Origin of the sequence: Stenotrophomonas maltophilia group sp. msm1 (assembly GCF_032025805.1) — a bacterium.
Taxonomy (GTDB): Bacteria; Pseudomonadota; Gammaproteobacteria; order Xanthomonadales; family Xanthomonadaceae; genus Stenotrophomonas; species Stenotrophomonas hibiscicola.
In genome coordinates, this window is record NZ_JAVSKH010000001.1 from 315,291 (window position 1) to 340,943 (window position 25,653).

Annotated in this window: 25 protein-coding genes; 13 read left to right on the plus strand and 12 right to left on the minus strand. The window is 67.5% G+C overall.

Features of this window, described 5'->3' with window-relative positions:
- Window positions 1-262 precede the first annotated feature (262 nt).
- Genes ROV95_RS01445 through ROV95_RS01470 form a run of 6 tightly spaced genes read left to right on the plus strand, consistent with a single transcriptional unit; the run spans window position 263 to window position 6,185 of the window.
- Complete coding sequence (locus ROV95_RS01445) at window positions 263-3,091, plus strand: monovalent cation/H+ antiporter subunit A (protein WP_312542439.1); 2,829 nt, start codon at window positions 263-265, stop codon at window positions 3,089-3,091.
- Window positions 3,091-3,483: a Na+/H+ antiporter subunit C gene (locus ROV95_RS01450; protein ID WP_005419863.1), complete on the plus strand. Its 393-nt coding sequence runs from the start codon at window positions 3,091-3,093 to the stop codon at window positions 3,481-3,483. Before ROV95_RS01445 ends, ROV95_RS01450 begins: the two co-directional genes overlap by 1 nt.
- Entirely contained in the window at window positions 3,480-5,015 is a 1,536-nt protein-coding gene (locus ROV95_RS01455) for a monovalent cation/H+ antiporter subunit D (RefSeq protein WP_021202663.1), read from the plus strand. Before ROV95_RS01450 ends, ROV95_RS01455 begins: the two co-directional genes overlap by 4 nt.
- Window positions 5,012-5,518: a Na+/H+ antiporter subunit E gene (locus tag ROV95_RS01460; RefSeq protein WP_164144962.1), complete on the plus strand. Its 507-nt coding sequence runs from the start codon at window positions 5,012-5,014 to the stop codon at window positions 5,516-5,518. Before ROV95_RS01455 ends, ROV95_RS01460 begins: the two co-directional genes overlap by 4 nt.
- Window positions 5,515-5,799 carry a K+/H+ antiporter subunit F gene (locus tag ROV95_RS01465; RefSeq protein WP_005411334.1) on the plus strand — a complete coding sequence of 95 codons (285 nt, stop codon included), beginning with the start codon at window positions 5,515-5,517 and terminating at the stop codon, window positions 5,797-5,799. Before ROV95_RS01460 ends, ROV95_RS01465 begins: the two co-directional genes overlap by 4 nt.
- Entirely contained in the window at window positions 5,796-6,185 is a 390-nt protein-coding gene (locus ROV95_RS01470; protein WP_012481450.1) for a Na+/H+ antiporter subunit G, read from the plus strand. The genes ROV95_RS01465 and ROV95_RS01470 overlap by 4 nt, the downstream gene beginning before the upstream one ends.
- An 83-nt stretch (window positions 6,186-6,268) precedes the next feature.
- On the opposite strand, the gene ROV95_RS01475 is transcribed toward ROV95_RS01470, so the two are convergent.
- Both ROV95_RS01475 and ROV95_RS01480 read right to left on the minus strand, forming a co-directional pair.
- On the minus strand, window positions 6,269-7,234 hold the full coding sequence (locus ROV95_RS01475; RefSeq protein WP_058978894.1) for a sodium:calcium antiporter: 966 nt from the start codon (window positions 7,232-7,234) through the stop codon (window positions 6,269-6,271).
- A 73-nt stretch (window positions 7,235-7,307) separates the two neighbouring features.
- Window positions 7,308-7,964 carry a hypothetical protein gene (locus ROV95_RS01480; protein ID WP_312542445.1) on the minus strand — a complete coding sequence of 219 codons (657 nt, stop codon included), beginning with the start codon at window positions 7,962-7,964 and terminating at the stop codon, window positions 7,308-7,310.
- Between the two features lie 125 nt (window positions 7,965-8,089).
- Between ROV95_RS01480 and ROV95_RS01485 the strand changes: the two genes are divergently transcribed.
- Window positions 8,090-8,629: a hypothetical protein gene (locus tag ROV95_RS01485; protein ID WP_312542447.1), complete on the plus strand. Its 540-nt coding sequence runs from the start codon at window positions 8,090-8,092 to the stop codon at window positions 8,627-8,629.
- Window positions 8,630-8,677: 48 nt separating this feature from the next.
- Here the strand turns inward: ROV95_RS01485 and hmgA are convergent, their stop codons facing one another.
- Window positions 8,678-9,985, minus strand: coding sequence for a homogentisate 1,2-dioxygenase (gene hmgA, locus ROV95_RS01490; RefSeq protein WP_312542450.1), 1,308 nt, complete (start codon window positions 9,983-9,985; stop codon window positions 8,678-8,680).
- A gap of 85 nt (window positions 9,986-10,070) precedes the next feature.
- The gene (gene hppD / locus ROV95_RS01495; RefSeq protein ID WP_021202657.1) at window positions 10,071-11,183 is read right to left on the minus strand and encodes a 4-hydroxyphenylpyruvate dioxygenase; all 1,113 of its coding nucleotides are present in this window, start codon (window positions 11,181-11,183) and stop codon (window positions 10,071-10,073) included.
- A gap of 129 nt (window positions 11,184-11,312) precedes the next feature.
- On the opposite strand from hppD, the gene ROV95_RS01500 reads away from it, so the two are divergent.
- Window positions 11,313-11,804: a MarR family winged helix-turn-helix transcriptional regulator gene (locus tag ROV95_RS01500; protein WP_026347199.1), complete on the plus strand. Its 492-nt coding sequence runs from the start codon at window positions 11,313-11,315 to the stop codon at window positions 11,802-11,804.
- 81 nt (window positions 11,805-11,885) lie between these two features.
- On the opposite strand, the gene ROV95_RS01505 is transcribed toward ROV95_RS01500, so the two are convergent.
- The 4 genes from ROV95_RS01505 to ROV95_RS01520 all read right to left on the minus strand — a co-directional run bounded on the left by ROV95_RS01505 (window position 11,886) and on the right by ROV95_RS01520 (window position 16,463).
- A complete protein-coding gene (locus tag ROV95_RS01505; RefSeq protein WP_312542452.1) occupies window positions 11,886-13,025 on the minus strand; it encodes a hypothetical protein in 1,140 nt (379 codons plus the stop codon).
- Between the two features lie 256 nt (window positions 13,026-13,281).
- A complete protein-coding gene (locus tag ROV95_RS01510) occupies window positions 13,282-13,887 on the minus strand; it encodes a thioredoxin family protein (protein ID WP_312542454.1) in 606 nt (201 codons plus the stop codon).
- 19 nt (window positions 13,888-13,906) lie between these two features.
- Complete coding sequence (locus tag ROV95_RS01515; protein ID WP_312542456.1) at window positions 13,907-15,406, minus strand: oligopeptide:H+ symporter; 1,500 nt, start codon at window positions 15,404-15,406, stop codon at window positions 13,907-13,909.
- Window positions 15,407-15,587: 181 nt separating this feature from the next.
- Window positions 15,588-16,463: a tryptophan 2,3-dioxygenase family protein gene (locus tag ROV95_RS01520; RefSeq protein ID WP_312542458.1), complete on the minus strand. Its 876-nt coding sequence runs from the start codon at window positions 16,461-16,463 to the stop codon at window positions 15,588-15,590.
- A gap of 335 nt (window positions 16,464-16,798) precedes the next feature.
- Here ROV95_RS01520 and pdhA point away from each other — a divergent pair, with 335 nt between their 5' ends.
- The 4 genes from pdhA to ROV95_RS01540 are packed head-to-tail and all read left to right on the plus strand — an operon-like array spanning window position 16,799 to window position 20,687.
- Complete coding sequence (pdhA, locus tag ROV95_RS01525) at window positions 16,799-17,881, plus strand: pyruvate dehydrogenase (acetyl-transferring) E1 component subunit alpha (RefSeq protein WP_021202655.1); 1,083 nt, start codon at window positions 16,799-16,801, stop codon at window positions 17,879-17,881.
- The gene (locus tag ROV95_RS01530; RefSeq protein WP_005414714.1) at window positions 17,874-18,941 is read left to right on the plus strand and encodes an alpha-ketoacid dehydrogenase subunit beta; all 1,068 of its coding nucleotides are present in this window, start codon (window positions 17,874-17,876) and stop codon (window positions 18,939-18,941) included. The genes pdhA and ROV95_RS01530 overlap by 8 nt, the downstream gene beginning before the upstream one ends.
- A gap of 1 nt (window position 18,942) precedes the next feature.
- Complete coding sequence (locus tag ROV95_RS01535; RefSeq protein WP_005411349.1) at window positions 18,943-19,296, plus strand: SH3 domain-containing protein; 354 nt, start codon at window positions 18,943-18,945, stop codon at window positions 19,294-19,296.
- Complete coding sequence (locus ROV95_RS01540) at window positions 19,293-20,687, plus strand: dihydrolipoamide acetyltransferase family protein (protein WP_312542461.1); 1,395 nt, start codon at window positions 19,293-19,295, stop codon at window positions 20,685-20,687. The genes ROV95_RS01535 and ROV95_RS01540 overlap by 4 nt, the downstream gene beginning before the upstream one ends.
- A 135-nt stretch (window positions 20,688-20,822) precedes the next feature.
- Here the strand turns inward: ROV95_RS01540 and ROV95_RS01545 are convergent, their stop codons facing one another.
- The 3 genes from ROV95_RS01545 to ROV95_RS01555 form a co-directional block, all read right to left on the minus strand.
- Window positions 20,823-21,209, minus strand: coding sequence for a VOC family protein (locus ROV95_RS01545; protein WP_312542464.1), 387 nt, complete (start codon window positions 21,207-21,209; stop codon window positions 20,823-20,825).
- A gap of 210 nt (window positions 21,210-21,419) precedes the next feature.
- Entirely contained in the window at window positions 21,420-22,127 is a 708-nt protein-coding gene (locus tag ROV95_RS01550) for a YafY family protein (protein ID WP_312542466.1), read from the minus strand.
- The gene (locus ROV95_RS01555) at window positions 22,127-22,762 is read right to left on the minus strand and encodes an NAD-dependent dehydratase (protein WP_312542468.1); all 636 of its coding nucleotides are present in this window, start codon (window positions 22,760-22,762) and stop codon (window positions 22,127-22,129) included. The genes ROV95_RS01550 and ROV95_RS01555 overlap by 1 nt, the downstream gene beginning before the upstream one ends.
- Before the next feature lie 105 nt (window positions 22,763-22,867).
- Here ROV95_RS01555 and ROV95_RS01560 point away from each other — a divergent pair, with 105 nt between their 5' ends.
- Window positions 22,868-24,406: a GGDEF domain-containing protein gene (locus ROV95_RS01560; RefSeq protein ID WP_005419936.1), complete on the plus strand. Its 1,539-nt coding sequence runs from the start codon at window positions 22,868-22,870 to the stop codon at window positions 24,404-24,406.
- A 95-nt stretch (window positions 24,407-24,501) separates the two neighbouring features.
- On the opposite strand, the gene ROV95_RS01565 is transcribed toward ROV95_RS01560, so the two are convergent.
- Window positions 24,502-25,428, minus strand: a complete 927-nt coding sequence (locus ROV95_RS01565; RefSeq protein ID WP_312542469.1) for a DUF808 domain-containing protein — start codon at window positions 25,426-25,428, stop codon at window positions 24,502-24,504.
- Window positions 25,429-25,653 lie beyond the last annotated feature (225 nt).

Below are 25,653 nucleotides of genomic sequence, written 5' to 3' on the forward strand. Positions count from 1 at the left end.
CTGCCAGCCTGCGCCGGTGATCCGCTCCCCACTTCCCGCCCGTCGACGGCAGCCCCTGTGCGACAGGGCCTGCGGTCTCCCTGCGTGGGCGTAGGGCGTCCCCCGAGGGCAAGCGAGGAGAACACGCAGGAACGCGATGTTGCGTCGCAGAAAATATGAATCAGCGGACGTTACATGCAATTGATCGCTGTTCGATGGGTTTCAGCGACATTTCGCAGCCTGTTATTCTCCCTGACCTGCTCGTGAATCATGGATTCCCTGCATGCTCCCCAGCCTGCCCCTGCTGCTGGCCCTGCCGTTCCTGATGGCAGCGGCTGTTGCGGCCTTCCCCCGTAGTTCGCGCTCGACTGCTGCCTGGCTGGCGGCGCTGGCGCCGTTGGGCGGGCTGGCCATCCTCGGCTGGCTGACCCCGGCGGTGCTCGATGGCCAGGTGGTTCGCACCCTGGTGCCCTGGCTTCCACAGATCGGGCTGGACTTCACCCTGCGCCTGGACGGGCTGGCGTGGATGTTCGCCGGGCTGGTACTGGGCATCGGCGCGCTGGTGGTGCTGTACGCGCGCTACTACCTGAGCCAGCAGGACAACGCGCACCGCTTCTACTGCTACCTGCTGCTGTTCATGGGCGCCATGCTGGGCATGGTGCTGTCGGGCAACCTGCTGTTGCTGATGATCTTCTGGGAAATGACCAGCATCAGTTCGTTCCTGCTGATCGGCTTCTGGTCGCACCGCCAGGACGCCCGCGAAGGCGCACGCATGGCGCTGGTGATCACCGGTGGCGGTGGCCTGGCCCTGCTCGGTGGCGTGCTGCTGATCGGCCGCATCGTCGGCAGCTTCGACCTGGACGTGGTGCTGGCCGCTGGCGAGCAGATCCGCGCCAGCGCGCTGTACCCCTACGCCCTGTTCCTGGTACTGGCCGGCATCTTCACCAAGAGCGCGCAGTTCCCGTTCCACTTCTGGCTGCCGCACGCGATGGCGGCGCCGACCCCGGTCTCGGCGTACCTGCACTCGGCCACCATGGTAAAGGCCGGCGTGTTCCTGCTGGCGCGGCTGCATCCGGCACTGGCCGGCAGCGACCTGTTCTTCTACACGGTCAGCGGCATCGGCGCACTGACCCTGCTGATCGGCGCCTGGAATGCGATCTTCCAGCATGACCTGAAGGGCCTGCTGGCGTACTCGACCATTTCCCACCTGGGCCTGATCACCCTGCTGTTCGGCCTGTCCACGCCGATGGCGGTGGTGGCCGGCGTGTTCCACATCCTCAACCACGCCACCTTCAAGGCCTCGCTGTTCATGGCCGCCGGCATCATCGACCATGAGACCGGCACCCGTGACATGCGCAAGCTCGGAGGCCTGCGTAAGCTGATGCCGTTCACCAGCGCGCTGGCGATCATCGCCTCGCTGGCAATGGCTGGCATCCCCCTGCTCAATGGCTTCCTGTCCAAGGAAATGCTGTTCGCCGAGGCGATCACGGCCGGCGGCCCGGGCATCATGCGCACGGCGGTGTCGATCGCCGCGTTGCTGGCTGGCGTATTCGGCGTGGCGTACAGCCTGCGCTTCGTGCACGACACCTTCTTCGGCCCCGGCCTGCAGGACCTGGACCGCGTGCCGCATGAACCGCCGCGCTGGATGAAGGTGCCGGTGGAACTGCTGGTGGTGATCTGCGTGGCAGTAGGCATCGCCCCGGCACTGACCGTGGCGCCGGTGCTGCATGCCGCTGCGGCGTCGATCCTCGGCAGTGCCATGCCCGAGTACAGCCTGGCGGTATGGCACGGCTTCAACCTGCCGCTGGCGATGAGCGCGATCGGCGTGATCGGCGGCGTGGCGCTGTACTTCGGCCTGCGCAAGCTGATCAACCTGCACGCCGTGACCAACGTCAGCACTGGCCGCAATGTGTTCCATGCGCAGCTGGACGCGATCTCCGCGCTGGCCATGCGCCTGACCAACGGCATCGCCAATGGCAGCCTGCAGCGCATGCTGCTGGGCCTGGTGCTGGTGGCCATCACCGTGGCCGCCGCGCCCTACATCGCCAACCCGGCCTCGCCGAACTGGACCGCGCCGCAGCCGGTTCCCTTGCTGGGCTGGGCGCTGTGGCTGGTGATGATGGCCTGCGCCGTTGCCACCCTGCGCATCTACAAGCAGCGCCTGCTGGCAGTGCTGCTGGTCGGCGGCGTCGGCCTGATGGTGGCGCTGACCTTCGTGTTCCTGTCCGCACCCGACCTGGCCCTGACCCAGCTGCTGGTGGAGATGGTCACCCTGGTGCTGATGCTGCTGGGCATGAACTACCTGCCGGCGCAGTCCGGGCCGGAACGTCCGCGCTGGCGCAAGCGCCGCGATGCGGTGATCGCGATCATCGCCGGCGCCGGCCTGGGTGCGCTGGCCTATTCGGCGATGACCCTGCCGCCGAACACCATGGCCGGCGAACTGCTCGCCCGTGCCCTGCCCGAGGCCTATGGCCAGAACGTGGTCAACGTGATCCTGGTCGACTTCCGCGGCTTCGATACCTTCGGCGAGATCACCGTGTTCGGCATCGCCGCGCTGGTGGTGCATGCCCTGCTGCGGCGCACGCGGATGGCACCGGAGCAGATCATGCCCGGCCCTCCGATCAAGCTGCCGGTTCCAGCCGACCTGGCCCAGATCATGTTCCCGCTGACCCTGACCGTATCGATCTTCCTGTTCCTGCGCGGCCACAACGCGCCGGGCGGTGGCTTCATCGCCGGCCTGGTGCTGGCGGTGCCGCTGCTGATTCAGTACGTGATCCAGGGCACCGCATCGGTGGAATCGCGCTTCGGCTTCGATTACATCCGCTGCATCGGCATGGGCCTGCTGATCGCCCTGCTCAGCGGCAGTGCCTCGATGCTGTTCGGCGTGCCGTTCCTCACCAGCGGCCACCTCGATCTGCACCTGCCGCTGATCGGCGACGTGCCGCTGGCCAGTGCGATCGGTTTCGACATCGGCGTCTACCTGGTGGTGTTCGGCGGCGCGATGCTGATGCTGTCGATGATGGGCACGATCAAGCCGTCGCGTACCCGCACCGCCCGCAAGGGCGAGATCGACCTGCAACGCCGTTCGGCCCGCACCGGGGAGATGCACTGATGGAACTGGCCCTGGCCACCGCGATCGGCGTGCTGACCGCCATCGGCATCTACCTGCTGCTGCGTGCGCGCAGCTTCGATGTGATCCTCGGCATGACCTTCCTGTCCTACGCCACCAACCTGCTGATCTTCGCCGGTGGCCGCGTGGTGCTGGGCAAGGCGCCGGTGCTGCAGGAGGGCGTGGACAGCCACCTCGGCAACTACACCGATCCGCTGCCACAGGCGCTGGTGCTGACCGCGATCGTGATCGCCTTCGCGATGACCGCAGTGAGCATCGTGCTGGCCATGCGCAGCCGCAGCGACAACCACAGCGACCATGTGGACGCCCACGAGCCCGACGATGACCTGCAGGATGAGCGCGTGCCGCCGCGCCAGGGCGAGGACCGCGCATGAACCACCTGGTGATCCTGCCGATCCTGATTCCCCTGCTGGGCGCTGCGCTGTCGCTGTTCGTCGAACATCGCCGCTACGGCCCCAGGGTGCAGCGCGCCGTCGCGTGGACCGCGCTGTCGGCGCTGGCGCTGGCGGTGGGCCTGCTGTTCGCGTCGACCGCGGGCGGTGACATCAATGTCTACCTGCTGGGCGACTGGCCGTCGCGGCTGGGCATCGCGCTGGTGGCCGACCGGCTGTCGGCGTGGATGCTGCTGACCACCCTGCTGCTGGCCATTCCCTGCCTGCTGCACGCCTGCTCGGGTTGGGACCGCCGCGCACCGCACTTCCATGCGCTGTTCCAGTTCCAGCTGGTCGGCCTCAACGGTGCATTCCTGACCGGCGACATCTTCAACCTGTTCGTGTTCTTCGAGGTGATGCTGATCGCCTCCTACGGCCTGCTGCTCAGTGGTGGCCGCGGCCTGCGCATGCGCATCGGCCTGCACTACGTGGTGTTCAACGTCACCGCCTCGACCCTGTTCCTGATCGCGCTGGGCCTGCTGTACGCCACGCTGGGTTCGCTGAACATGGCCGAGCTGTCGCAGCGCATCGCGCAGGTGCCGCCGGCACAGCTGACCCTGGTGAAGGCGACGATGGGCCTGTTGCTGCTGGTGTTCTGCGCCAAGGCCGCGCTGATGCCGCTGTACCTGTGGCTGCCGGAAGCCTATTCGCGTGCGCCAGCAGCGGTGGCTGCGCTGTTCGCGATCATGACCAAGGTCGGCCTGTACTCGGTGCTGCGCATCCAGATGCTGTGGTTCGGCGATGACGCAGGCGCGATGGCCGGCTATGGCCGCGACTGGCTGCTGTGGGCCGGCGTGGCGACGCTGGTGCTCGGTGGCCTGGGTGCACTGGCCGCGACCCGCCTGCGCGTCCTGATCTCGTACCTGGTTATCGTGTCGGCGGCCACGCTGTTCATCGCCTTCTCGGTGGGCACGCCGCAGGTACTCTCAGCGGGCCTGTACTACCTGCCGCACAGCAGCTTCGTCGCCGCCGCGCTGTTCCTGATCGCCGACCTGATCCGCCGTCGTCGCGGCGGTGCCAGCGACCGAAAGGAAGTGGTGGCACCGATGCCGGGCAAGGAAACCCCAGCGGTGCTGTTCCTGATCGGGGCAGTGTCGGTGGCCGGCCTGCCGCCACTGTCCGGCTTCCTGGCCAAGGCCGCGCTGCTGGCCGGCATGCCGGCGCAGTACACCGGGCCGGTCTGGACCGCCGTGCTGGTCAGCAGCCTGCTGGTGATCATGGGCCTGACCCGCGGCGGCATCCGCCTGTTCTGGCGCGTGCCGCCGGTCGATCCAGAAGCACCGAAGCCGCGCAAGGCTCCCCTGCGCCGGGTAGAGCTCTACGCCGCCTGCCTGCTGCTGGCCTACGGCATCGGCATGACCTTGGCCGCTGCACCGTTGATGCGCTACACCGACGCCACCGCCGCACAGCTGCTGCACCCCAGCGAGTACGTGCAGCAGCTGCGCGCGACCACGCCGGAGATCCGCCAGCCATGACTGCCCAGCGCTCCCTGTTCCGTCGCCTGATCCCCTCGCCGATGCTCAGCATCATGGTGGTGGCGTTCTGGCTGCTGATGTCCGACAGCTTCACCCTCGGCCAGATCGTGCTGGGGCTGGTGCTGGGCGTGGTGGTGCCGCTGTTCGCCGCGCGCCTGGACCGCGAGTTCGCGCGCATCGGCACCCTGCGGCCGCTGCCCAGACTGGTGTGCGTGACCCTGTGGGACATCCTGATGTCCAACATCCGCGTCGCCCTGCAGGTGCTGGGCCCGGAAAAGAACATCCACCCGGGCTTCATCTGGCTGCCGCTGGACATCGCCAACATCCACGGCATCGCCGCGCTGACCAGCATGATCACCCTGACCCCGGGCACGGTCTCGGCCGCGCTCAGCGACGACCGCAAGTTCCTGCTGGTGCATGTGCTGCACCTGGAGGATCCACAGGACCTGATCGATACGATCAAGCGCCGTTACGAGGCGCCGTTGATGGAGATCTTCCCATGACCGGTTTTGAAGTCATCCAGACCACCCTGGTGGTGTGCATGCACGTGGTCGGCCTGGCCATGCTGCTGGCCACCTGGCGCCTGCTGCGCGGGCCGACCGTGCCCGACCGCATCCTCGCACTGGACACCCTGTCGGTGACCGCGATCGCCGAGCTGATGCTGTTCGGCATGTACCTCAATTCACCGATCTACTTCGAGGCGGCGTTGATCATCGCCATGCTCGGCTTCGGCAGCACCGTGGTGCTGAGCAAGTTCGTGCTGCGCCGGGACATCGTCGAATGATCACTGCCATCCAGATCGGCCTGTCGATCCTGCTGCTGTTCGGCTGCTTCTTCATCCTGGTGGGCGCACTGGGCCTGGTGAAGCTGTCGACCTTCTTCAAGCGCCTGCACGCGCCGACCAAGGCCAGCACGCTGGGCGTGGGCTGCGTGCTGGTGTGCTCGGTCTGCTACCACATCTTCCTCGGCCAGGACCCGCAGCCGCGCGAGCTGCTGATCACCGTGTTCCTGTTCATCACCGCACCGATCAGCGCGCACATGATGGCCAAGGCCGCGCTGTCGCTGCTGATGGAGACCCGCCCCACCCTGCCGGGCAACGAACGTGCCGCCGAGGAGCAGCTGCCACCGCCGGAACCGGTGCGGGAAGAAGAAACCACGCAGAACCGGTAGAACCGGCCGCTGGCCGGCAATGTGACGCCCGGTAGGTGCCGACCGCTGGTCGGCACGAACAGCAGCCGAGCATGGGCTCGGCTCTACAGCGCCGGTGCGCCGACCAGCAGCAGTTCCAGCACGAACCAGCCGACAAACGCGACCAGCAGGATCACACCTTCGCCGCGGCTGATCTTCAGGTCGCCACGCAGCATCGGGTACAGCACCAGCGCGAACGCCAGCAGCGCCGGCAGTTCCAGGCGCACGAACGAGGCCGGCAGCGCCAGCGGCTGCAGCACGGCCATCGCACCGATCACCAGGAGCAGGTTGACCACGCTGGAACCCAGCACGTGGCCCAGCACCATGTCGCCATGCCCGCGACGCGCGGCGGCGATGGCGGTGGCCACCTCCGGCAGTGCGGTACCGATCGCCACCGGCAGCAGGCCGACCAGCAGCGGCGTCCAGCCCAAGGCGACGCCAAAGTCGGCGGCGGCGCCCACCACCAGGCGCGCGCCCCAGTACAGCGCCAACGCGGCAATCAGCACGCGCAGCACGTTCAACGGCAGGCTGGTGCGGCTCAGTGCGGACTCGGCGATGGCCACCTGCACCTCCGCGCTCTCGCTGCGACCACGGCGCAGCAGCAGCACCTGCACCACGATGAAGCCGGCCAGCAGTATGCCGCCCTCCCAACGTGCCAGGCCGCCATCAAGCCCGAACAGGATCAGCAGCACACCTGCCGCCAGCAGCGACCACCACAGCACCGTCTGCAGGCGCGCGCGCAGCAGCAGGGGCGCAGCCATGGCCGCCACGGCCAGGGTCAAGCCCAGGTTGACGATGCTGCTGCCCACCGCGTTGCCCAGTGCCAGCTCCGGTTGGCCCATCGCCAGCGCGCGCGCGTTGACTGCCAGTTCCGGCAAGGAGGTGGTCACCCCGAGCAGCAACAGCCCGGCAGTGAATGGGCTGGCCCCGAAACGCTGGGCCAGGCCGGACACGGCCTTGACGATGGAGTCCCCGCCCAGCGCCAGCAGCAGCAGGCCGAGCAGGAACCAGGCAATGGCAATGGCGATCATCGAGCACTCCCCCAGCAATGGTGGCGCGATTCTACGCGTGGCCCGAGCGCATGGCTGGGCGGTGGATCAAGGATCAGCCACAGCCTTCGGCGTAATCGACCTGTGGGGTCTTGCCGACGCGCCAGGCACTGACCCGACCATCAGCGCCGAGCGCGAAGTCGATGACCGCACCACCCTCCTGCGCCGGGCGCACGCGCAGGTGCTGGGCCTTCTCGTCGTACTTGTCAGGGCCGACATCGGCCCGCTCCGGGTACAGCACCTGCAGCTCACCCAGGGTCATGCCGACCTTACCGCCGCCTGGTGCGGTGATGGCGGCGCTGCGCACGTCGTAGCGCACCAGCTTGCGGCCTTCGATCATCAGGCGCGGCTCTTCGGCATCCTGCGGGCGCAGGAAGTAGCAGCCGTCGTTGCTGTCGTCAGCCGGCAGCGGCTTGCCGCTGGCGTCGGTGCCCAGCCCCTGCAACGGGCTCCCGAAGCCGCTGCGGACCTCGGCGATGCCGCCGCCCAGCGCCGCCCCGGCAAAGCCATCCAGGCGCGCCGGACTGTCCTCGCGAAGGTCGTTTGCGGGGCGGGTTGCCAGATCAGGATCGGCCGACTGCGCAGGCCCGGTCGCCGAGGCGGTTTCCGCCGGAGTGTCGCTGCCGCTGCCGGCCGCCCCCTGCTTGTCGGGGCCGCCACTGCAGGCGGCGAGCGAAAGGAGCAACAGACCAGCAATCGGGAGGTGCTTCATCGGTGCGGTTCCCTGGCACGAAGATGGCTGCACGCTAACCCATCCCGTGTGCAGGCGCTGCATTGTCATCGCGGTTTCATCACCCTCGTTCAGGCTCGGCGAGCACCGACTTGGCCGTCCCTTCCATGCAACCGCGCAAGACCGATCTCGCCCGAACCGCGCTGCAGGCCCACCGCGCGCCGCTGGACATGCGCCAGCGCCGGCTGCTGATCCTGTGCGACGGCCAGCGCACCGTTGCCGACCTGACCGGTCTGCTCGGCCAGGAAGCACCGGCGATGGTGATCCAGCTGGTGCAGGCGGGCTATCTGGCGACCGGCACGGCAACGGCGGCGGCACTCCCTCACGCCGCTGCCGAACCGGCCAATGCGGCGCTGGTGAAGGTGCCAACGAACGCCAGCGCCACGCCGGTCGAACGTCGCCGTTCGCTGGTGGCAGCGCGCATCTACCTGCTGGGTATCCTGGAAATGCAGCGGCATCCGCAGGCAGCGGCGCTGTTCCGCGATCTGCAGCAGGCGCGTGCGGAGGATGAGGTGCTGCAGCGGCTGCAGTCGGCGATGCAGCTGCTGCCCGCGCTGACTTCGGATGGCTATTGCCAGCGCGTGCGCCAGCGCCTGCTGGAGGCGTTGCCGCTGGAGCATTGCGACGCCTTCGCCGAGGTGGCGTAAGCGCAGGTTCCGGCGCATCGTGCCGACCAACGGTCGGCACCCACCACGCTAGCGGGACGACCGGAAATTGTTGCGCAGGCCGTTCCAGCACTGCTGGTAGTCGCCCTGGCGGTGGCCGGCGGCCAGTGCCTGTGCGGTCGGGCGGATCACCGCGCGGGTCTCGAACATGAAGGCCATCGTGTCCTTGATGACATCGGCCTTGGAAAGGTCGGCATTGGACGCCTTGTCGAAGGTCGGTGCATCCGGGCCGTGGCCGCTCATGCAGTTGTGCAGCGATGCGCCACCCGGCACGAAGCCTTCGGCCTTGGCGTCGTAGGCGCCATGCACCAGGCCCATGAACTCGCTGGCGATGTTGCGGTGGAACCACGGCGGGCGGAACGTGTTCTGCGCCACCAGCCAGCGCGGCGGGAAGATCGCGAAGTCCATGTTGCTGGTCCCCGGCGTGTCGCTGGGCGAATGCAGCACCAGGAAGATCGACGGGTCCGGGTGGTCGTAGCTGATCGAACCGATGGTGTTGAAGCGGCGCAGGTCGTAGCGGTACGGCGCGTAATTGCCATGCCAGGCCACCACGTCCAGCGGCGAATGGTCGATCGGCGCACGCCACAGGCGGCCCTCGAACTTGGAGATCAGCTCGAAATCACCATCGACATCCTCGAACGCCGCGTGCGGGGTCTCGAAGTCGCGCGGGTTGGCCAGGCCGTTGGAACCGATCGGACCGAGGTCCGGTAGTTTCAGCAGCGCACCGTAGTTTTCGCAGATGTAGCCGCGACTCGGGCCATCGGGCAGCTCGACGCGGAAGCGCACGCCGCGCGGGATCACCGCGATCTGCTGCGGCTCGATCTCGATCACGCCCAGCTCGGTCAGCAGGCGCAGCGCGCCCAGCTGCGGCACGACCAGCATCTCGCCGTCGGCGTTGTAGAAGTAGCGGCCGACCATGTCGCGGTTGGCAGCGTATAGGTGGATGCCCACGCCGGCATGCGCATCGGGCGAGCCGTTGCCACCCATCGTGTACAGGCCTTCGACAAAATCCGTCGGCAGTTCCGGCAGCGGCAGCGGGCTCCAGCGCAGCTGGTTTGGCGAGGCCGGCTGAGCGCCGAAATCACACTGCAGCTGCGACTGCGCGAACGGGGTGAACTCGCCATGGGTCACCGCCGGGCGGATCCGGTACAGCCAGCTGCGGCGGTTGCTGCCACGCGGCGCGGTGAACGCGGTGCCGGTCAACTGTTCGGCGTACAGGCCGTGGGCCACCTTCTGCGGTGAGTTCTGTCCGACCGGCAGCGCGCCGGCGACTGCCTCGGTGGCGAATTCGTTGCCGAAGCCGGACTGGTAGCCGCGGGCGGTGATGGCGGGGGACATGGGAACTCCAGAGATTGCCGGCCAGCGGCCGGCACTACCATTCGGACAGACAATGTCGACCGGAAGCCGACATTGCCTGCAGACCTTACAGCACGCCGCGGCGGATCTGGTCGCGCTCGATGCTCTCGAACAGCGCGGTGAAGTTGCCTTCGCCGAAGCCTTCGTTGCCCTTGCGCTGGATGATCTCGAAGAAGATCGGGCCGATGCAGTTCTGGGTGAAGATCTGCAGCAGCTTGCGCTGGTGGGTTTCCGGATCGGCATCGATCAGGATCTTGTTCTTGGCCAGGCGCGGCACGTCTTCACCGTGGTTCGGCACGCGCTGGTCGATCACCTCGAAGTAGGTCTCCGGCGTATCCAGGAAGTCCACGCCCTGCGCGCGCATTGCTTCGACGGTCTCGTAGATGTTCTCGGTGAAGCAGGCGATGTGCTGGATGCCCTCGCCCTTGTACGCGTCCAGGTACTCGTTGATCTGGCTCTTCGGGTCCGAAGATTCGTTCAGCGGAATGCGCACGATGCCATCGGGCGCGGTCATCGCCTTGGACACCAGGCCGGTCTTCAGGCCCTTGATGTCGAAGTAGCGGATCTCGCGGAAGTTGAACAGGCGCTCGTAGTAGTCCGACCACTGCTGCATGTTGCCGAAGTACAGGTTGTGGGTCAGGTGGTCGATGAAGGTCAGGCCGAAGCCGACCGGGTGCAGGTCGGCCCCTGCGATCGGCTCGTAGTCGCCGTCGTAGATGCTGCCGGCCGCGCCGTAGCGGTCGACCAGGTACAGCATGCAATCGCCGATGCCCTTGATGACCGGGGCGCTGACCGCCTTGCTGTCCGCCTTGAAGGCGATGGCTTCGGCACCGTTGCCCAGCGCGGTCTGGTAGACCTCCTGGCCCGGCTTCTTGAAGCGGATGGCGAAGCCGCAGGCGCACGGACCGTGCTTCTCGGCGAAGTCGGCGGCGAACGAATCGGGGTCTTCATTGACCAGGAAGTTGACGTCGCCCTGGCGATAGACGGTAATCGGACGCTGCTTGTGCTTGAGCACCGCGCTGAAGCCCATCTTCCGGAAGTACTCGTGCAGCTCCTGGCCACGGCCGGCAGGGGCGGCGAATTCGACGAACTCGAAGCCGTCGATGCCCATCGGGTTCTCGAAGGTGGTGACCTGCATGCCGGGGTTGGGGTGCGAGGCGGTCGGGACTGCGGTATTCATGGCGTGGCTCCGAATCGGTACCGCATCGGTACAAACCAGGTGCGGGCAGGTAGGGACCCGGCGAGAATGCAGGGTCTGGACCCACCCCTTATAGTTACACTTGAAACCACCAGCAAGGTGCACCGCAACATGAGCCCCGATCCCGCCTCGACCCGCCTGCGTGCCTCGCACGTCCTGCTCGACCTGGAACAGTTCCTGCCGTACCGGCTGAGCGTGCTGTCCAACCGGGTCAGCGGCAACATCGCCAAGCTATACGGTGATCGTTACGGTCTGGCGATTCCCGAGTGGCGGGTCATCACCATCCTGGCGCTGTACCCGGGCTCCTCGGCCAGCGAGGTCTCCGACCGCACGGCGATGGACAAGGTGGCGGTCAGCCGCGCCGTGGCCCGCCTGCTGGAGCGCGGCTTCATCAAGCGCGAGACCCACGGCGATGACCGCCGCCGCTCGGTGCTGGCGCTGTCCGCGGCCGGTTTCGAGGTGTACGAGACCATCGCGCCGATGGTGATCGAGATCACCCGCAAGCTGATGTCGGTGCTGAGCGAGGAGGAGGAACAGCTGCTGGAAAAGCTGATCCTGCGCCTGGCCGGTGACGGCCTGGAGCGGATGGGCGAAGGCGTCTGAAAGAAAAAGGGGACGGAGGGGAGTAAGTCGTAATGAGTACAGGTGTGCCTGAAACGACTTAATCCCCTCCGTCCCCTTTTTTCAGCTCAGGTGCTTGCGCCGCGCGTGGATCCACGGCACCGCCAGCGCCGCGATGGCACCACCGGCGAAGCCAAGTGATGCAGCAACCGTGGCCGCCTCGACCGCACCGGGCAGCGCCAGCGCCGCCGCCACCAGCAGCAGCGACGGCAGGCCGACGAAGGTGCCCAGGAAGAAATGCCAACGCGGTGACCAGGTGTTGAGCTGCAGCAGGCTGACCGGTTGCCAGGCTTCGGATGCGGCCTCTTCGGCGATCTTCGCCACGGCCTTGCCCAGATCCACTTCCGGCAGCGCGCGCCCCTGCCGTGCGGTTGCCAACAGCTCGGCCACGGCCTCCACAGGCGGGAAACTGGACGGCCACGCGACCGGCGCCGGCACGCCATACGCGGTCAGCAGCGGCACGCTCAGCCACGGCGCCACCAGCGGGCGCATGCGACGGCGACCATGCACGCACCAGATCTGCGACTGGCCGTGCGCGGTGACGCTGTACAGCGCCAGTTCGTTGGCCGGCGGGTAGCCGAGCATGGTCACCCGTGCCGCCAGGCTGTCCTGGCCCATCGCGCGCAGGAAACCGGGGCGGCTACGCCCCTCCTGCATCCACGCCAGGCCGAGTGCACCCACCAGATAGGCCTCGGCCACGTCCTTGCTGCCGGCGGTGGCGCGTTCGTCGCTAGCCAGGTACCAGGCCAGCGATTTCGGTTCGGCGACATCGTCCAGGCCCCAGCGGCTGTCGTCACCCAGCACATGGCGCACCGGCAGGCGCGCCGGCGCGGTTTCGCCACGTTCGCCGGGTTGCAGGAACGGCAGCACGCCTTGGATGAAGGTGGACAGTTCAATCGCGCGCACGCCATGGCCCTGCCACTCCGGTGGCAGCAGCCCGGCCAGCTGGCCATCGGCGGCCAGTGCATCGAGCCGCGATTTCTGCTCGACCAGTTTCTGCACCGCACCCTTCAGCACCACGTTATCGGGCAGCGCGATCTGCGGCAGGCGATGGCGCAGCGGTGCCAGGTCGACGGTGGCCTCGCCGGTACCGGCGTCATCCAGCAGCGCCTCCTGCGGCGGCAGGGTCACGCCCTCGCCTGCTCCACCCTCGGCCAGCTCACTGGCGGGTCCGGGCAATCGTTCGGCGTGGTCGCTGTGCATGGGCGTTCCGGAAGGTTGCATCGACGGGATGTCGACTGAGGTCCTTGCCGGTAACGGCGAGCGCGTTGCGATATTGAGATGCCGATTCCGGGAATGTGACCGCAACCACAGTAGATCCACGCCATGCGTGGATGCACTTCTGTGCCGACCAACGGTCGGCACCCACCGGGGATGGCGGTCAGCGGTCGGCATCCGCCGGGGTAGGCGGCCGCGGTCGGCATCCACCAGAGCATGACGGCCAGCGGCCGGCACTCCCCTATTCCGGTTTGTCGGGTGCCCACTGCTTGAGGAACCCGCTCACCCGCGCAGGCTGGAACGCCCCGCCCCTGCGCAGCTCAGCGGTCGCCTGCGACACCAGCAGGCCACCATCGGCGTCCAGCACCAGCAGATGCGGATAGTCGCGTTCCATCACCGGGAACTGGGCAAGGAACGCGGTGTTGGGCTGCTCGTCGCTGGCGTTGACCTTCACCCACACGTAGTGGGCATCGCGGAAGCGACGCAGGTCGCCGTTGCCTTCCACCACATCGTCCAGCGCCCGGCAGCGCTCACAGGCGGCGTTGCCGATCTCCAGCAGGATGCGCTTCTTGCCCCGCTGGGCTTCCACCTTGGCGGTGGCCAGGTCATCGGCGGGGTTGCGGGCCGGGTCGAACTGCGCACCGAGCCCGGCGATGGCGGCGATGTCCGCCGCCACCGGGGTGTTGCCCGAGGCCACCGGTTCGCTGGGGTCAGCGACCGGTGGCTCGGTGGGTCGGGTATCCAGGGGCTGCGTGGGCTCGGCGGTCGCAGGTGGTTGCGGTTGGGAACAGGCGCCGATCAGCGCCGCACAGACCACCACTACCGCAGTACCGAGCTTGCTACGCATGCCTTCTACCCTCTCATCATCATTTGACGCCGTGCATCAGCTTGTTGATCAGCGGGGCGATCAGGAACAGCACCACGCCGGAGCCGATCAGGGCCCAGAACCCGAAGGTATACCCCTTCAGGGCCGACTCGACCGTCATGCCGTCTTCACCACTGACCACGCCAGCGAAGATGCCCGACAGGTTGTTGCCGATGCCGGTGGACAGGAACCAGCCGCCCATGCCGAAGCCGACCAGGCGCACCGGGGCCAGCTTGGTCACCATCGACAGGCCGATCGGCGACAGGCACAGCTCACCCACCGACTGGATGACGTAGACCATGAACAGGGTCCAGAACGGGATCTTGCCGTCCACCACCATCTGCGACAGGGCGAACATCAGCAGCGCGAAGGCGGCGCCGTTGAACAGCAGGCCCAGGCCGAACTTGCGCGGGATGGACGGATTGGCGCGGCCCATGGCGACCCAGATCCAGGCGATCACCGGGGCAAGGGTGATGATCGCCACCGAGTTGACCGACTGGAACCACGCGGTCGGGAAGGTCCAGCTGCCGAACTGGCGGTTGACGATGTTCTCGGCCAGGAAGGTGAACGAGCTGCCGGCCTGCTCGAAGAACATCCAGAACATCACGTTGAAGGCGAAGATGATCAGCATGGCGATCACGCGGTCGCGCTGCACCTTGCCTTCGCGGATGCCCTCGACCAGCAGCAGTACGGCCAGCGCGGTGAACATCGCACCCAGGATCCAGGCCAGCGCGGTGGCGCCGGTGGCCAGCAGGAAGTACGCGACCGGGATGGCAACCACGGCACCGGCCAGCACCATGATGATGCGGCCGAAACCTTCAGCGCCGGCCGGCGGTGCGCCGATGCCCTTCAGGCCGGCACGACCGATGTAGAACCACACCAGCGAGATCAGCATGCCTACGCCCGAGGCGATGAACACGACCTTGTAGGACGGCATCGCATCGGTACCGAACACCTTGCGGGCCAGGTACTCGGTCAGCACCGGGGCGATCATCGCGCCGATGTTGATGCCCATGTAGAAGATGGTGAAGCCCGAATCGCGGCGCTCGTCCTTCAGCCCGTACAGCTTGCCGACCATGGTCGAGATGTTGGGCTTGAACAGGCCGTTGCCGACGATGATCGTGGCCAGGCCGAGCTTGAAGATGTGCTCCTGCGGCAGCGAGATCATGAACAGGCCGGCGGCCATGATGATCGCGCCGGTCAGGATCGAGCGCTGGTAGCCCAGTACCCGGTCGGCCACGTAGCCACCGAAGATCGCCGCGGCGTACACCAGGGCCAGGTAGGCGCCATAGATGCGGCTGGCGTCGCCTTCACCGGCAGCGCTGCCGTTGTAGAACTGGGCGACGATGTACAGCACCAAGGCCCAGCGGATGCCGTAGAACGCAAAGCGTTCCCAGAACTCGGTCATGAACAGCATCCACAACGGGCGCGGGTGGCCCAGCGTGGTTTTGAAGTCCGGCAGCGCCGGCTCTGGGGTGTTCGCAGTGGCGTTTACGCTCATGCGGATTTCCTGGTTCGGTGGATGACGAGCACGTCCGCTGTGCAGTTGAAGCAACGCGCGAGGATCACCGACTTCTGGCGTTCACGTCAAATACACGCCGTTTGAGGCAGGTGGCAGCCTGCTCCCTGAACTTGCATCTGAAACGATCCAGCCGCCGGCTGGGATCCAAGCTGAATGGGGATCAACCCAGCGCTGTCGGGGGCGCGGCCTGCAGGCTGGTGCGCACCTGGAACAGCTCGGGGAAGAAGGTCAGCTCCAGTGCCTTGGCCAGGAAGCCCACGCCGGACGAGCCACCGGTGCCGCGCTTGAAGCCGATCACCCGCATCACCGTGCGCATGTGGCGGAAGCGCCACAGCTGGAAGGCGGTCTCCAGGTCCACCAGGTCCTCGCACAGCGCGTACTCGCGCCAGTAGCGGTCGGTGTCCTGGTAGATGCGTTCGAAGACCGGCTGCAATGCGTCGTCAGCCACGTGCGGCTGGGTCCAGTCATGGGCCTCGTAGACCGCCGGCACGGCATGGCCGAAGCGGGCCAGGTACTTCAGGAACTCCTCGTACAGGCTGGGCGCCTCCAGCACGCTGCGCAGCTGCGCCTGCCCGGCCGCATCGTGCTCGAACACCTGCAGCATCTGCGCGTTCTTGTTGCCCAGCAGGAACTCGATGTAGCGGTACTGCAGCGACTGGAAGCCCGACGACGGGCCCAGCACGTCGCGGAAGCCCATGTACTCGGACGGGGTCAGCGTTTCCAGCACCGACCACTGCTCGGTCAGCTGGCGCAGCACCTGCTTGCTGCGCGCCAGCACCTTGCGGCACTGCCAGACTTCATCGCGCTGCAGGAAGCCGATTGCGGCACGCAGCTCATGGCCCAGCAGCTTCAGCCACAGCTCCGAGGTCTGGTGCTGGATGATGAAGAGCATCTCGTCATGGTGCGGTGGGCTGGACAGCGGCTGCTGCGCGCTGAGCAACTGGTCCAGCCGCAGGTAGCCGCCGTAGGTGAGGCGTCCCTGCAGGTCGGTGTGGATGCCGGCTTCGAGATCGCGTTGGTTGTTGTCGACGGACATGGGCGGGACCAGATCGGGGGCGGCAAGGGTAGCGCGTTGCCGCCGCGCTGGCAGCCGCCGGGTCCATACCGGAGCGTGCGGTTGGCCGTGGAGCATCGGCCGATCCCGGGCCTGCGCGTGGAACCGTCCAGGCCGTTGTACTGGCGGTCAGCCAGAGGCGTATTCTGATGCTTTGCAGCAACGACTGAATACGTTGTTGTTATTGGCCCCCCACCCGCCGGCAGGGGTAAAACGGGGAATCCCCGTGTTGCGGCGCAGGAAGGCTATTCCGTACGCGTTCCTTAACATGGCGATTCATATCATTTGTAACTTCTCTGTCGAAGGTGCAGTACGCAATGACGGTTGCCGCTGAATTCAAGATCGAATACCTGCAGTACCTGGACACGGACGGCACGCTCGTCCGTGACGACCTGCCCGCGTCGCTGCGCGACCCCAAGGTCCTGGTACCGCTGTTCAAGCAGATGCTGTTCGTACGCACGTTCGACAGCAAATCCATCGCGCTGCAGCGCACCGGCAAGCTGGGCACCTATGCCGCCTGCCTGGGCCATGAAGCCGCGCACGTGGGTATCGGCGCGGCGATGCAGAAGGACGACGTGTTCGCGCCTTCGTACCGCGAGTATGGCGCGATGTTCATGCGTGGCGTGCGCCCGCACGACGTGCTGATGTACTGGGGCGGCGACGAACGCGGCAACGATTACGGCGGCAACGCGGCCAAGGACTTCCCGTTCTGCGTGCCGATCTCCACCCAGTGCCTGCATGCCGCAGGCGCGGCGCTGAAGTTCAAGCTCAACAAGGAACCGCAGATCGCGGTGGCGGTGTGCGGCGACGGCGGCAGCTCCAAGACCGACTTCTACGCAGCACTGAATTCGGCCGGCGCCTACAAGCTCCCGCTGATCCTGTGCATCGTCAACAACGGCTGGGCCATCTCGGTTCCGCGTTCGGCCCAGACCGGTGCCGAAACACTGGCGCAGAAGGGCCTGGCCGGCGGCCTGCACTGCCTGCAGGTGGATGGCAATGACCTGATCGCGGTGCTGGCGGCCATGGAGCAGGCGCGCGAACGTGCGCTGGCCGGCGACGGCGGCACCGTGCTGGAACTGATGACCTACCGCCTGTCCGACCACACCACCGCCGACGACGCGCGCCGCTACCGCGACGACGCCGAAGTGAAGGATGCCTGGCAGCGCGAGCCGATGCTGCGCCTGCGCAAGTACCTGATCAACGCCGGTGTGTGGAGCGAGGACGAGGAAAGCGCCTGGGTCGCCGAGTGCGGCACGCGCGTGGACGAGGAAGTGAACCTGTACCTCAACACGCCGGTGCAGCCGGTCGAGGCGATGTTCGACTTCCTGTATGCCGATCCGCCGCCGGACCTGCTGGCCCAGCGTGCCCAGGCGATCGCCCTGGAGAAGCGCCATGGATGAGATCAAGAACGGCGCGCCCGGCGCGCACACCAACGCCGCCGACAGCGCTGCGGTCGCGCGCGGAGAAGAGAGCATGACCACCACCCCGATCACCCTCATCGAAGCCATCACCCAGGCGCTGGCCTGGGAGCTGGAACACGACCCGTCGGTGCTGGTGCTGGGCGAGGACGTGGGCGTCAACGGCGGCGTGTTCCGCGCCACTGCCGGTCTGCAGCAGCGCTTCGGCTCGGACCGCATCCTCGACACCCCGCTGGATGAAACCACCATCGCCGGCCTGACGATTGGTCTTGCCGCGCAGGGCATGAAGCCGGTGGCAGAAGCCCAGTTCGATGGCTTCATGTACCCGATGGTCGACCATATCGTCTGCCACGCCGCACGCCTGCGTTACCGTACCCGTGGCCGCCTGCACTGCCCGATGGTGCTGCGCGTGCCGTGGGGCGGTGGCATCCGCGCGCCGGAACACCACAGCGAAGCCAACGAGGCGATCTTCACCAACGTGCCGGGCCTGCGCGTGGTGCTGCCGTCGTCGCCGCAGCGTGCGTACGGCCTCCTGCTGGCCGCGATCCGCGAGCCGGATCCGGTGATCTACATGGAGCCCAAGCGCATCTACCGCCAGTACAAGGAAGTGGTCGTCAACGACGGCGAAGCCTTGCCGCTGGACGTCTGCTTCGTGCTGCGCGACGGCACCGACGTGACCCTGGTGACCTGGGGCGCGCAGGTGAAGGAAGCGCTGGAAGCGGCCGACAAGCTGGCCGGCGAAGGCATCAGTGCCGAAGTCATCGACGTGGCCACGCTGCGTCCGCTGGACTTCGCCACCATCGCCGAATCGGTGGCCAAGACCGGCCGCTGCGTGATCGTGCAGGAGGCCCCGAAAACCGCGGGCTTCGGCGCCGAGATCGCCGCGCGCCTGGCCGAGGAATCGATCTACGACCTGCTGGCCCCGGTCGAGCGCGTTACTGGCTACGACACCCACATTCCGCTGTTCCGCCTGGAAATGAAGTACCTGCCGAGCGTTGAGCGGATCGTGGCTGCGGCCAAGCGCGCGGTGGCGGCCGGCTGACATGCGGGCCCGCCTTCTGGGGGCTTACCGCAGCCAGTATCCCAACCCGCTCCGGTTCCACACCGGCCAGATCGTCGAAGTAGGTGTGCGTGACGAGGAATGGCCGGCGTTTGCCTGGGTACGCACCAACGATGGGCGCGCTGGCTGGGCGCCCATCGCCTGGTTGCAGCTGCTGGACGAGGGTCGCGCCGAAGCGCTGTGCGACTACGACGCCCGCGAGCTGGATGTGGAAAGCGGCGAGATGGTGAAGCTTCATCACGAACACGGTGGGTGGTGGTGGTCCGAGCGCGCCAATGGCGCGACGGGCTGGCTGCCGGCCCGCGAACTGGAACTGCTGGAAGAGAACTGCAAATGAGCCAGACCAAGAACTTCAACCTGCCCGACCTGGGCGAAGGCCTGCCGGACGCGACCATCGTCGAGTGGTTCGTCAAGGAAGGCGATGTGATCAAACTGGACGAGCCGCTGGTGTCGATGGAGACCGCCAAGGCCGTGGTGGAAGTGCCCTCGCCGTTCTCCGGCAAGGTGCTGAAGCTGTCCGGCGGCGCCGGCGACATCATCCCGACCGGCTCGGTGCTGGCCAGCTTCGAACTGGACCCGAACCTGCCGCAGCGCGCCGATGGCCAGGACACCGGCCACAGCCATGGCCACGCCGCACCGGCCGCGCCGGCTGCCGCACCGACCCCGCCGCCGCTGCCGGCTGCGGCCGCACCGGTGGTCGCGGAAGAAGCCAAGCCCGCCGCGACCGAGCGTGACGATGCCGGTACCGTGGTTGGCGCCATGCAGAGCTCCAATGCCGTGCATGCCGAACAGGCGCTGGCCGTTGGTGGCGTCAAGGCCGTCCCGGCCGTGCGTGCGATGGCGCGCAAGCTGGGCGTGGACCTGAGCCGCGTGCCTGCCACCGGCACCGATGGCGCGGTGACCATGGCCGACGTCAAGCAGGCCGCCGCCAACGGCACCGCCAAGCTCGGCGCTGCTCCGGCGCCGGTTGCCGCCGCGTATGCCGCGCCGGCCCCGGCGCAGGTGTCTGCCCAGGTGCAGAGCGAAGCCCGCACCCCGCTGTCTGCCGCCGGCAAGCCGATGCGCACCCAGCCGCCGGGCGTGGTCGCCAAGGGCCAGCCGGAACCGCTGAAGGGCGTGCGCCGCAACATGGCCCGCGTGATGGCCGACGCGCACAGCAAGGTCGTGCCGACCACGCTGAACGACGACGCCGACATCCACGCCTGGCTGCCGGGCAACGACGTCACCGCCCGCCTGGTTCGCGCCATCGTCGTTGCCGCACAGAAGGTGCCGGCCATGAACGCCTGGTTCGACGGTGAAGCGCTGACCCGCACCCTGCACGCCCAGGTGGACATCGGCATCGCCGTGGACACCGACGACGGCCTGTTCGTGCCGGCCCTGCGCAATGCCGACATGCTCGATGCACGCGGCATCCGCGAAGGCGTCAATCGCCTGCGCGAGCAGGTGGAATCGCGTTCGATCGCCGCCTCGGAACTGAGCGGCTACACCATCTCGCTGTCCAACTTCGGCATGTTCGCCGGCCGCTACGCGACCCCGGTCGTGGTGCCGCCGTGCGTGGCCATCGTCGGTGCCGGCCGTGCCCGCCACCAGATGACCCCGGTGATGGGCGGCGTGGAAGCGCACAAGGTGATCCCGCTGTCGGTCACCTTCGACCACCGCGCAGCCACCGGCGGTGAAGCCGCCCGCTTCCTGCGCGCGATGATGGACGACCTGGCACTGGCCAGCTGATCGGCCACCTGACCGGTAGGTGCCAACCGTTGGTTGGCACATGAACTGGAAAAACGCCGGGCAGAGCCCGGCGTTTTTGTGCCTGCTCCGTCGCGCTCCATCCACGCATGGCGTGGATCTACACAATGCGGGCGATCAATCGCGCGCGACCAAGCCCTCGGCACGGCTGTAGACCCGCAGGCGGTGGCCATCAGGATCTGCCCCGACAAAGGTATGGCCGAACTCCAGCGTCACCGGCGCCTGCAGGATCTCCACACCAAGAGCGCGCCACACATCGTGCATCTGCTGCACGGCGTCGGGGTTGGCCACCACCATTGCCAGTTCGGCGGCGCCTGCCTGCGCGGACACCGGCGGTTGCACGTCGTCGCGCTGCCACAGGCCCAGTGCGGCGCCATCGCCGAGCAGGAACAGGGCGAAGCCGGGCGACTGCTCGACCGGCGGCTTGCCGAGGATGCCGCTGTAGAAAGTGGCGCTGGTGGCGACGTCGCGCACGTACTGCAGCAGGGTGCTGGGCGTGAACATGGGGAAGCTCCGTTGTTGGGAGCGCTCATGGTGGTACTGGCCTGCTGACAGATTCTGTCAGCATATTCGACTGTCGGTAGAGTCGTCTGTCGGTAGAGTCGACTGTTAGTCGACTGCTCTTCCTTCAACGCGCTTGAAACCCCGCGCTGCGCGCGATAGTCGACTAACAGTCGACTCTACCCCGCCGCCCGCTCCCCGCTGTTGCTGTGGCTACGAACGGTCCAACCAGTCCGGCGCGATGCCCTGCGCCTTCTGCCAGCGCCGCAGCAGCGTGGCGCGTGGCACGAGGTAGTGATCCTCCAGTGCGCGCACCTGGCGGATGCGGTCCAGCCGGAAATGGCGGAAATCCTCGCGGCTCTCACACCACGCCGCCAGCATCGGCACTTCTTCGAAGTAGCCCAGCGCGAACGGCCAGACGGTGCGCTCGGTACGCTGGCCCTGCGCATCCTGGTAGCCGAACTGCAGGCGTTGTTGCGCGCTCACCGCTTCGCGCACAGCCTGCAGGCGTGCAGCAGGTACCTTGGCCGCAGCGCGCGAAGGGCCAACGCGCAGGCCGCTATCTCGCAAGGCTTCCCGGCGTGCTGCGGGCAGCACATGCGCGATACGCGCCAAAGCATCACGCGCGGCCTCAGCCAGCGCCGGCTCGGTGCGGGCCGCAACCCAGCGCAGGCCAAGCACCAGTGCATCGTTCTCGGCGGGCGGCAGGGTCATCGGCGGCAGGGTATCGCTCGGCGCCAGCTGGTAGCCGACGCCGGCCTCACCACGCAGGTCGGCGCCTTGCTCGCGCAGGGTCTCGATATCGCGATACAGCGTGCGCAGGCTGATGCCCAGCGCTTCGGCCAGCACCTGCCCGGCCACCGGCCGCCGATGGCGGCGCAGCAGCTGTTGAAGCTGGGTCAGACGCAGCGCACGCGACATCAGCCGGCCAGCGCGCTCGATGCCACCACGTGTTCACCCGGTTGCGGGGCGAGTGCGGCCTCGACCAGTGCCTTGGCAATTTCGCTGGCCGGATTGATCCGCCACGCCCGTGGCAGTACTGGCCCCAGTGCGCCGAGTACCGTCAATGCGAAACGCTCGCCGCGACGAACCTCGTTGCGCTCGCCACCGATCAGTCCTGGGCGGACCAGGGTCAACGAATTGAAGCCCAGCGCACGCAGATCACGCTCCAGCTCGCCCTTCACCCGGCTGTAGAAGATCGACGACTGTGGGTTGGCGCCGGCTGCGGAATTCAGCACATAGGTCTGCGCCCCCTGTGCTTTTGCCAGGCGTGCGAACGCCAGCGGGTAGTCATGATCGATGCGATGGAAGGCCTCGCGGCTGCCGGCCTGGGCCATGGTGCTGCCCAGCGCGCAGATGATCGCGTCCACGCGCGCCCATTCGGGCGAAGTAGGCAACGCGTCGAATGCCAGTACCGGGTTCTCCAGCTTCCCGTGAGTCAACGCCAGCGGGCGGCGGGTCGGGGCAACCACGGCGCTGCAGCGCGGGTCGTCCAGCAGCCTGCGCAGGGTCAGCCCGCCGACCAGGCCGGTCGCCCCCAGCAACATCACGCGCATCACCACCTCCACTGCGGCATCCTGTCGCCCATCCTAGCCGTTCAAGCCCTCGGCGGCCGCGCCGATATGCTGGAACCAGTCCCTGCCAGCCCCAGGATTCGCTCCATGACGGACCAGCCCGACCACCGCCCTGCCCCCGGTACCGCCCTTGGGCCGCCGGCACGCGTGCGCGCGGTGGTGGACGATGGGCGGGGTGACCGCGTAGTGCTGCAGGGCGGCGGTGGCGTGGCGCTGCAGCAGCTGTTCGCAGGCGCCGATGCGCCGGAACCGCTGCTGGCGGCGTTCGCCAACGGCATGGCCACCCTGCCCGGCGAACTGGGCGACATGGGCGACCGCCTGCAGTCCGCACAGGCCAGCGCCGATTGGCCGCGCTATGGGCGCGCGATGCGGCAGCTGATCGACAAGTACATCCGCACCATCGAGCAGCATTCGCCGGACGGGCAGCCGGAAAGCCTGCGCCTGTCCGAGCAGCTGCGGCTGCTGCTGGGCGGTGCGGTGGTGGCCCTGCTGCAGCACGACCCGGACCTGCGCGAGCAAGCGCAGGCGCTGGCCCTGCGCCTGCGCCAATGGCAGCCGGGCACGGCCCTGGAACCAATCGAACAGGGCGTGCGCGAACTTGGCCACCAGGTCGGCGTGCGTGCCGAAAGCTGGCAGGAGCAGCAGGCGCTGCTGCTGGAGCTGTTCGCGCTGCTGCTGGAGAACGTCAGCGAGTTGCTGGATGACCGCAGCTGGCTGCAGGGCCAGATCGCGGCGGTACGCCAGTTGCTGGACGGTCCGTTGGAAGCGGAAGCGGTTGAGCGCACCCGGGCCGAACTGCGCGAAGTGATCTACAAGCAGGGGCTGCTGCGCCAGGGCATCGACGATTCGAAGGCGGCGATGCGCGGGTTGATGGGCGAGTTCATCGAGCGCATGGATGGCATGGCCACCAGCACCGGCGAATACCACGACCGCATCGGCAGCTACGCGTTGCAGCTGCGCGAGGCGCGCAGCATCGCCGATCTCAACCAGCTGCTGCAGGAGGTGATGCGCGATACAGGCAAAGTGCAGCAGCAGGCCGCACAGGCCCGCGATCACCTGGCCAATGCGCGGCAGGAAGTGGAGCGCGCAGAGCAGCGCATTGCCGAGCTGGAGCAGGAACTGCGCGCCGCTGGTGACCTGGCACGCATCGATCCACTGACCCAGGCGCTGAACCGCCGTGGCCTGGACGAACTGCTGGAGCGCGAGCTGGCCCGCGCCGCACGCAACAACTCACCCCTGGGCGTGGCCGTGATCGACCTGGATGATTTCCACCAGACCAACGACGCGCATGGGCATGCCGGTGGCGATGCGTTGCTGCAGCACCTGGTGGCCGTGTGCAAGCTGCTGCTGCGAGCCACCGACGGCATCGCACGGCTGGGCGGCGACGAGTTCGTGCTCGTGCTGCCGGAAACCCAGGGCGCCGACAGCATGGCCACCGTGCAGCGCCTGCAGCGTTCGCTGGCCCATCGCGTGCTGACCGTGCAGGACCAGCGCGTGCCGGTGCATTTCAGCGCCGGGCTGGCGCAGTGGCAGCCCGGTGACGATACCGAAACCCTGCTGCGGCGCGCCGATGACGCGCTGTATGCGGCCAAGCGGCAGGGCAAGAATCGGGTGCAGGCGGGCTGATGATCCAGCGTGCAGACGCTGTAGCGCCCGAGCCCATGCTCGGGCGGCGGCGCTCAGCGCCGTAGAGCAGCCGAGCGTGGGCTCGGCTCTACAGATCATTTCCCGCGCAGCTTCTGCAACCCGGTCACCGCCGCCAGCACGATGGCGCCGGCGATGATGCCGACCACCATGTTGGCCGCAGCACTGATCAGCCAGCCCCACTGCCCTTCGCCGCCCAGCGCCTGCACCGCGTGGTGCAGCGCCGGCACGTTGTGCACCAGGATGCCGCCGCCGACCAGGAACATGGCGATGGTGCCGGCCACCGACAGGAACTTCATCAGCCACGGCGCCGACGCCACCAGGCCTCGACCGAAGGCGGCAATGGCACCGCCCTTGCGCGAAAGGTACAGCCCGACGTCATCGAGCTTGACGATGCCCGCCACCAGTCCGTAGACGAACACGGTCATCGCCAGTGCGACCACGCTCAGCGTGAGGATCTGGTTGGTGAACGACGCAGTGGCGACCACGCCCAGGGTGAGCACGATGATCTCGGCCGAAAGGATGAAGTCGGTGCGGATCGCGCCCTTCACCTTGTCCTTCTCCCACGCGACCATGTCCACCTGCGTATCGGCCAGCGCCTTGCGCCGTTCGGCCTGATGCTCGGCGTCGTCCTCAGCTGAGTGCAGGAAGCGGTGCGCCAGCTTCTCCACGCCTTCAAAACAGAGGAAGGCACCACCGATCATCATCAGCGGCACGATCAGCGGCACGTTCCAGCCGCGGCTGCGCAGCCAGGCCTCCAGGGCGCTGATCGCCAGTGCTGCCGGTACCAGGATCACCTTGTTGACCAGCGAGCCCTTGGCCACCGCCCACACCACCGGCAATTCACGGTTGGCGTTGACTCCGGTCACCTGCTGCGCGTTCAGCGCCAGGTCGTCGCCCAGCACACCAGCGGTTTTCTTCGCCGCGACCTTGGTCAGGACCGAGACATCGTCGAGGAGGGTGGCGATATCGTCGAGCAGGGCGAACAGGCTGGCACCGGCCATGGGGCATCCAGGTAAGGGAATGGGCGGATTCTGACCGATCCGGTGTGGACTGCGGAAGACGTCGGGTTCACTGCGTGACCACCGCCCCCCGGCGACACTGCGACTCCCGAGTGCCGGCGGCTGCCCGGCAACCGCGCAGTTCCGGACATTGCCGGCCCGTGGCCGGCGCTACCTGTCTTCGTCGCATGGGAGTTCCGCTTGAGCAATCCGCCCACCGCCAATGGC

What these genes read in the sequence shown, in the direction of transcription:
- ROV95_RS01510 (WP_312542454.1), bottom strand. Translation starts at nt 13,887, where the DNA reads ATGCGTAGCAAGCTCGGTACTGCGGTAGTGGTGGTCTGTGCGGCGCTG.
- ROV95_RS01565 (WP_312542469.1), bottom strand. Translation starts at nt 25,428, where the DNA reads ATGGCCGGTGCCAGCCTGTTCGCCCTGCTCGACGATATCGCCACCCTC.
- ROV95_RS01545 (WP_312542464.1), bottom strand. Translation starts at nt 21,209, where the DNA reads ATGTTCACGCCCAGCACCCTGCTGCAGTACGTGCGCGACGTCGCCACC.
- ROV95_RS01500 (WP_026347199.1), top strand. Translation starts at nt 11,313, where the DNA reads ATGAGCCCCGATCCCGCCTCGACCCGCCTGCGTGCCTCGCACGTCCTG.
- ROV95_RS01450 (WP_005419863.1), top strand. Translation starts at nt 3,091, where the DNA reads ATGGAACTGGCCCTGGCCACCGCGATCGGCGTGCTGACCGCCATCGGC.
- ROV95_RS01520 (WP_312542458.1), bottom strand. Translation starts at nt 16,463, where the DNA reads ATGTCCGTCGACAACAACCAACGCGATCTCGAAGCCGGCATCCACACC.
- ROV95_RS01560 (WP_005419936.1), top strand. Translation starts at nt 22,868, where the DNA reads ATGACGGACCAGCCCGACCACCGCCCTGCCCCCGGTACCGCCCTTGGG.
- ROV95_RS01530 (WP_005414714.1), top strand. Translation starts at nt 17,874, where the DNA reads ATGGATGAGATCAAGAACGGCGCGCCCGGCGCGCACACCAACGCCGCC.
- ROV95_RS01505 (WP_312542452.1), bottom strand. Translation starts at nt 13,025, where the DNA reads ATGCACAGCGACCACGCCGAACGATTGCCCGGACCCGCCAGTGAGCTG.
- ROV95_RS01535 (WP_005411349.1), top strand. Translation starts at nt 18,943, where the DNA reads ATGCGGGCCCGCCTTCTGGGGGCTTACCGCAGCCAGTATCCCAACCCG.
- hppD (WP_021202657.1), bottom strand. Translation starts at nt 11,183, where the DNA reads ATGAATACCGCAGTCCCGACCGCCTCGCACCCCAACCCCGGCATGCAG.
- ROV95_RS01550 (WP_312542466.1), bottom strand. Translation starts at nt 22,127, where the DNA reads ATGTCGCGTGCGCTGCGTCTGACCCAGCTTCAACAGCTGCTGCGCCGC.
- ROV95_RS01485 (WP_312542447.1), top strand. Translation starts at nt 8,090, where the DNA reads ATGCAACCGCGCAAGACCGATCTCGCCCGAACCGCGCTGCAGGCCCAC.
- ROV95_RS01555 (WP_312542468.1), bottom strand. Translation starts at nt 22,762, where the DNA reads ATGCGCGTGATGTTGCTGGGGGCGACCGGCCTGGTCGGCGGGCTGACC.
- pdhA (WP_021202655.1), top strand. Translation starts at nt 16,799, where the DNA reads ATGACGGTTGCCGCTGAATTCAAGATCGAATACCTGCAGTACCTGGAC.
- ROV95_RS01480 (WP_312542445.1), bottom strand. Translation starts at nt 7,964, where the DNA reads ATGAAGCACCTCCCGATTGCTGGTCTGTTGCTCCTTTCGCTCGCCGCC.
- hmgA (WP_312542450.1), bottom strand. Translation starts at nt 9,985, where the DNA reads ATGTCCCCCGCCATCACCGCCCGCGGCTACCAGTCCGGCTTCGGCAAC.
- ROV95_RS01460 (WP_164144962.1), top strand. Translation starts at nt 5,012, where the DNA reads ATGACTGCCCAGCGCTCCCTGTTCCGTCGCCTGATCCCCTCGCCGATG.
- ROV95_RS01540 (WP_312542461.1), top strand. Translation starts at nt 19,293, where the DNA reads ATGAGCCAGACCAAGAACTTCAACCTGCCCGACCTGGGCGAAGGCCTG.
- ROV95_RS01455 (WP_021202663.1), top strand. Translation starts at nt 3,480, where the DNA reads ATGAACCACCTGGTGATCCTGCCGATCCTGATTCCCCTGCTGGGCGCT.
- ROV95_RS01445 (WP_312542439.1), top strand. Translation starts at nt 263, where the DNA reads ATGCTCCCCAGCCTGCCCCTGCTGCTGGCCCTGCCGTTCCTGATGGCA.
- ROV95_RS01515 (WP_312542456.1), bottom strand. Translation starts at nt 15,406, where the DNA reads ATGAGCGTAAACGCCACTGCGAACACCCCAGAGCCGGCGCTGCCGGAC.
- ROV95_RS01475 (WP_058978894.1), bottom strand. Translation starts at nt 7,234, where the DNA reads ATGATCGCCATTGCCATTGCCTGGTTCCTGCTCGGCCTGCTGCTGCTG.
- ROV95_RS01465 (WP_005411334.1), top strand. Translation starts at nt 5,515, where the DNA reads ATGACCGGTTTTGAAGTCATCCAGACCACCCTGGTGGTGTGCATGCAC.
- ROV95_RS01470 (WP_012481450.1), top strand. Translation starts at nt 5,796, where the DNA reads ATGATCACTGCCATCCAGATCGGCCTGTCGATCCTGCTGCTGTTCGGC.